Source organism: Acinetobacter lwoffii, assembly GCF_024129735.1.
Lineage (GTDB): Bacteria > Pseudomonadota > Gammaproteobacteria > Pseudomonadales > Moraxellaceae > Acinetobacter > Acinetobacter lwoffii_H.
This window is the reverse complement of record NZ_JAMXXK010000088.1, coordinates 1-5,313: the sequence shown is the minus strand read 5'-3', so window position 1 is coordinate 5,313 and position 5,313 is coordinate 1. Positions and strand designations below refer to the sequence as shown.

General features: G+C 42.4%; 6 protein-coding genes. All 6 read left to right on the top strand.

What is annotated here, in order from left to right:
* Positions 1-352: 352 nt before the first annotated feature.
* The 6 genes from NI469_RS15445 (at position 353) to NI469_RS15420 (ending at position 5,195) form a co-directional block, all read left to right on the top strand.
* Positions 353-1,405: a porin gene (locus tag NI469_RS15445; RefSeq protein ID WP_005097084.1), complete on the top strand. Its 1,053-nt coding sequence runs from the start codon at positions 353-355 to the stop codon at positions 1,403-1,405.
* A gap of 436 nt (positions 1,406-1,841) precedes the next feature.
* Positions 1,842-2,033: a cytochrome oxidase putative small subunit CydP gene (gene cydP, locus NI469_RS15440; protein WP_004278707.1), complete on the top strand. Its 192-nt coding sequence runs from the start codon at positions 1,842-1,844 to the stop codon at positions 2,031-2,033.
* Positions 2,033-3,619, top strand: a complete 1,587-nt coding sequence (locus NI469_RS15435) for a cytochrome ubiquinol oxidase subunit I (RefSeq protein ID WP_253175647.1) — start codon at positions 2,033-2,035, stop codon at positions 3,617-3,619. The genes cydP and NI469_RS15435 overlap by 1 nt, the downstream gene beginning before the upstream one ends.
* Positions 3,616-4,761: a cytochrome d ubiquinol oxidase subunit II gene (gene cydB, locus NI469_RS15430; RefSeq protein WP_004645267.1), complete on the top strand. Its 1,146-nt coding sequence runs from the start codon at positions 3,616-3,618 to the stop codon at positions 4,759-4,761. The genes NI469_RS15435 and cydB overlap by 4 nt, the downstream gene beginning before the upstream one ends.
* 26 nt (positions 4,762-4,787) lie before the next feature.
* Positions 4,788-4,889, top strand: coding sequence for a cytochrome bd-I oxidase subunit CydX (cydX, locus tag NI469_RS15425; protein WP_004278713.1), 102 nt, complete (start codon positions 4,788-4,790; stop codon positions 4,887-4,889).
* 3 nt (positions 4,890-4,892) lie between these two features.
* Positions 4,893-5,195, top strand: a complete 303-nt coding sequence (locus NI469_RS15420; protein WP_004278714.1) for a cyd operon YbgE family protein — start codon at positions 4,893-4,895, stop codon at positions 5,193-5,195.
* The last annotated feature ends 118 nt before the right edge of the window (positions 5,196-5,313 follow it).

The following is a 5,313-nucleotide window of genomic DNA, read 5'->3' as shown; positions in this document are numbered from 1 at the left end:
GGCTGCTGTAGTGGCTTATTGTTTGAATCCCAATAAGCCAACTTTCCAAAATATGCTAAAAGGCTAAGCAGATTTCGTCGAACTCAGGTTATCAGTAAAAGTCACCTAGCCTATTTTTAAGTTTTGCAGCAAACACCGAGCTTAGCTGTATTTGCATCAATCCTGCTTACCCCACTCATAATCCTATAAAAAATAAGACAATGATTGTCTTTAATATTTCTGAAATATTTCCTTAATCATATTGACTTATTTGTAATGAATACTTGGCACCAATAGAGCAGTAGATGTTTCAAAACAATACTGAAACTTGTTTTTAAGACGATGAATAAAAAAGTCTTTATTGGAGCAACACATGAAAAAAACGTTATCTGCATTAGCAATCGGGGCAACAATTTTAACACCAGTGATGGCAGCTGCTGCTGATGTTAAAGTGTATGGTCGTGCACACGTTTCTTTAGATTATCTGGATGATGGCCAGGATTATAACGAAGTAGGTCTTTCTTCAAACTCTTCACGCCTAGGCTTTAAAGCTGAACAAAAACTAGAAAATGGTATGACTGTATTTGGTCAAATCGAACAGGAAATTAACTTTGCAAGTGGTTCTGCAAATGATGATGTTGAATTTGCAACTCGCGATACTTTTGTTGGTTTAAAAGGTGATTTTGGTCAAGCGCGTATCGGCCGTTTTGACAGCCCATTCAAAGTAGCACGTGGCCCGGTCAACTTCTTTGGTGATATGGTCGGTGACGTTCGTAACGTTACGCGTGTAGGCAACCTGCGTTTTGATGAACGTAATGCCAATACCATTGAATATAAATCACCAAAATTTGGTGGTGGTTTCAACGTATTAGGTGCGATGTCACTACATGAAACAAATAGCCCGGATGCCACTAAAGATGGCGCTAAAGACAAAGATAAAGCTTACGACCTCGCTTTAACCTATAAAGAAGGTAAAGTTGATTTCGCTGCTGCCTATGAACACTATGAAGAAGAAGCTGCCCGTGGCGAACGTGATGGTTTCCGTATCGCAGGTGCTTACAAAATCACACCTGAATTCAACCTGGGCGGTTTATATCAATTCCTTCAACACGATAATTCTGAAGCAAACCCAGATGCACAAGTATTTGGTGTAGCCGGTGAATATAAATTTGCACCAAAAACCTCATTCCGTGGTGAAGTATTCCACCGCGATGTCGATGCCGATGATGCAAATGCAACTTTACTGGCAATCGGACTTGAACACCGTTTAGATCCAACAGTCCGCATTTATGGCAACATAGCAACTGTACTAAATGATGAAAACTCAAACCTTACCCCTTGGGCACAAGGTCGTACCAATGCTGTAGGTGGCGCACGCGGTGAAGACAGCCTAGGTCTTTCTCTAGGCATGCGTTACGACTTCTAAGTCCAGTCTCCCTCACAAAGCTTAAAAAGAACATGCCTCCAGCATGTTCTTTTTTTGGTGTGTTTTTTATCAATATAAATATAGTGAGAAAGATTGTGTCACTGATATTCAACCCTCATAAAACCAACCAGTTTAGTTTGATTAATTTTATTCTTTATTTTAAAACCAAGCATTTTAATCAGATTAAAAAATATTAATCCAACTAAAATGATCTACATTAAAATATATAAATATAAGCATTTTAGTCGGATTTAAAAACCGATAGAATTACATAAAATAATAAAAAATATTTAGAATAAATTTTAACTTATATAAATATATATTTATTATTTCCAAATACTTATAAATATATATTTATTTAAACTGTATCGTCTATTTATTTTTTAGTTACAATAGATTAATAATATACAACAAGTCATATAACAGGCTTAGTCGAATGAGCTTAGTTCCCAAAAATCTAAACCAGAGAGTGGTTAGAGAAATAACCGCCATTTTAATTATCAAGGTTATTTTACTGATGGTAATTAAAAACATCTGGTTTGATGCGCCTACGATTCCTAAAAATTTTGATAACCAAGTCGCCGAGCGTATCGCCGGCAATCCTTCCCAAATCCAGGAGACACGTTGATGATTTCTGAAAGCGTGGTCGATCTCTCGCGGTTCCAGTTCGCCATGACCGCGATGTATCACTTTATTTTTGTTCCACTCACTTTAGGCCTGGCTTTTCTGCTTGCCATTATGGAAACCACCTATGTGATTTCCGGCAAAGAAATCTATAAAGACATGACCAAGTTCTGGGGAAAACTGTTTGGTATTAACTTTGCCTTAGGGGTAACCACAGGCCTGACCATGGAGTTCCAGTTCGGAACCAACTGGGCATATTACTCGCATTATGTCGGTGATATTTTCGGTGCACCGCTGGCGATTGAAGGTTTGATGGCCTTCTTCCTTGAATCGACATTTATTGGCTTGTTCTTCTTTGGTTGGGATCGTCTGTCCAAAGTGCAACATCTGGCAGTCACCTGGCTAGTCGCTTTGGGTTCGAACATGTCCGCACTCTGGATTCTGGTCGCCAATGGCTGGATGCAAAACCCGGTCGGTTCGGCATTTAACTATGAAACCATGCGTATGGAAATGGTGGACTTTGCTGCATTGATCTTTAACCCGGTCGCTCAGGTTAAATTTGTGCATACAGTATCTGCCGGTTATGTCACAGGTGCCATCTTCGTACTGGCTATTTCAAGTTACTACATGCTGAAAAAACGTGACCTGCCTTTTGCACGCCGTTCTTTTGCCATTGCAGCCATCTTCGGGCTTGCTTCCACACTTTCAGTAATTTTACTGGGTGATGAATCAGGTTATGAGCTGGGTGATGTACAGAAAACCAAACTGGCAGCGATTGAAGCTGAATGGGATACCCACCCTGCACCTGCACCTTTTACTTTGTTCGGTATTCCGAATAAGGAAACCATGACTACAGATTATGCAGTGAAAATTCCTTATGTGATGGGTCTGATCGCTACACGTTCTACGACTGAACAAGTCACGGGTATTAAAGACCTGCTGGTTCAGCACGAAGCGCGTATCCGTAATGGTATGGTGGCCTATTCGCAACTGGAAAAATTACGTGCTGGTGATCAGTCTCCAGAACTGAAAATAGCTTTTGAAGAGAGCCAAAAAGACTTAGGCTACGGTCTGCTTCTGAAAAAATACACGCCAAATGTCGTTGATGCCTCTGAAGAGCAAATCAAAGCAGCTGCTAAAGATACCATTCCACACGTACCAAGCCTGTTCTGGGCCTTCCGTGCCATGGTGGCTTCCGGCTTCCTGATGTTGCTTCTATTTGCACTAGCAACTTTTGCGGTAGCAAAACGTAATGCTGAAAACAAACCATGGTTATTGAAATTTGCATTATTTGCACTTCCTCTACCTTGGATTGCTGCGCAAACTGGCTGGTATGTAGCAGAAGTAGGTCGTCAACCTTGGACCATTGGTGAGGTATTACCAACACATCTTTCAGCATCAAGCTTAAGCACAGGCGATGTCTGGGGTTCAATCCTTGCATTGGCAGCATTCTATACCGTGTTACTGATTATTGAAATGTATCTGATGATCAAGTTCTCACGTCTTGGCCCAAGCTCACTGCATACCGGTAAATACCATTTTGAAAAGCTTGCAGCTGCAGAGAAGGCAAATGGGGAGACTCAAGCATGATCGAATATGAATTATTAAAAATCATTTGGTGGGTGCTGGTCGGCGTATTGCTGATTGGCTTTGCCCTCACCGATGGCTTCGATATGGGCTCCATGGCGATCATGCCATTTGTGGGCAAAAATGATAGTGAGCGCCGTGCAGCGATCAATACTATTGCACCGCACTGGGACGGTAACCAAGTTTGGTTTATTACTGCCGGCGGTGCGTTATTCGCTGCCTGGCCAATGGTCTATGCAACTGCCTTCTCCGGCATGTACTGGGCCCTGTTGCTGGTCCTGTTTGCCCTGTTCCTGCGTCCGGTCGGTTTTGACTATCGCTCAAAACTGGAAAATACCAAATGGCGCAATTCATGGGATTGGGGTCTAGCGATTGGTGGTGCAGTTCCTGCATTGGTCTTTGGTGTGGCATTCGGTAACATGTTCCTGGGTGTGCCATTTACTCTAGATGAAACTGTACGTTCTACTTATACTGGCAGCTTCTTTGCACTACTGAATCCGTTTGCTATTGTGTGTGGTCTGGTCAGCTTATCGATGCTGTGTGCACATGGTGGTGCATGGTTAATGCTGCGTACTGATGGTGACCTACGCCAACGTTCTGCCAAAGCAACACAAATCATGGGTCTGGTTTATCTGGTTACCTTCCTGGCTGCAGGCGCTTGGCTGTACTTTGGTGGTATTCAAGGTTATACACTGGTTACACCTTTTGATACCAATGGTGTTGCCAACCCGCTCGCCAAAGAAGTGCTGACCAATGCCAATCCAGGCTGGATGAATAACTACTCGACTTATCCAATCACGATGGCAGCGCCTATTGCCGGCATTTTGGGCGGTTTGATCATTGTACTGGCAGCAGGTAAAAATAAAGCAGGCTTGAGCTTCCTGGGTTCATCTCTGGCAGTTATCGGTGCAATTCTGACTGCTGGTTTCGCCCTATTCCCTTTCCTGATGCCTTCAAGCATTAACCCGGTTGCAAGTCTGACCATGTGGGATGCGGTATCTAGTAAAAATACCTTAACCGTTATGACCGTTGCTGCCTGTATCTTTGTTCCACTGATCCTGATCTATACCACTTGGTGTTATTACAAGATGTGGGGCGTGATTACCAACAAACACATTGAAGATAATTCACACAGCCTGTACTAAGGGCTGTGCCTTAAGGAGAGACAACTATGTGGTATTTTGCTTGGATTCTGGGTGTACTGATGGCATGTTTTGCCAGTGTGATTGCTGCCATTTACATGGAACAACACCAAGACCTAGATGAGGAATAAAACATGACCGAAGCTGCGCTTGAGAAAACCGTTGTAGACAAGAAACCAAACAAATTTGCGATGATGATTTCCTGCCTCCTGGCTTTTCCTCTCGCAGCAGTGTTATTGGTTCATCCTTCTGCAATGCTGGATGCCAACGGTGAATATAGCCATAGTGCCATGATGTATATCATGATTGGTATTTCTGGAGGCTTTGTCCATGGTGTTGGCTTTATGCCGCGCCACTGGTTCTGGAAATGGTTGTTTAGCCCTTTCCTAGCATGGCCTTTAATGATCTGGGGTTATTACACCTGGTTTCTCAGTTAAAGTATGAAATTAAAAAGCCCTCATTTGAGTAATGCCAGTCAGTTAAGCAAAAAAAGTTAAAATGCTGTAAAAAGAGCGTATGTAAATACGCTCTTTTTTTATGAATTTATCTCAGAAT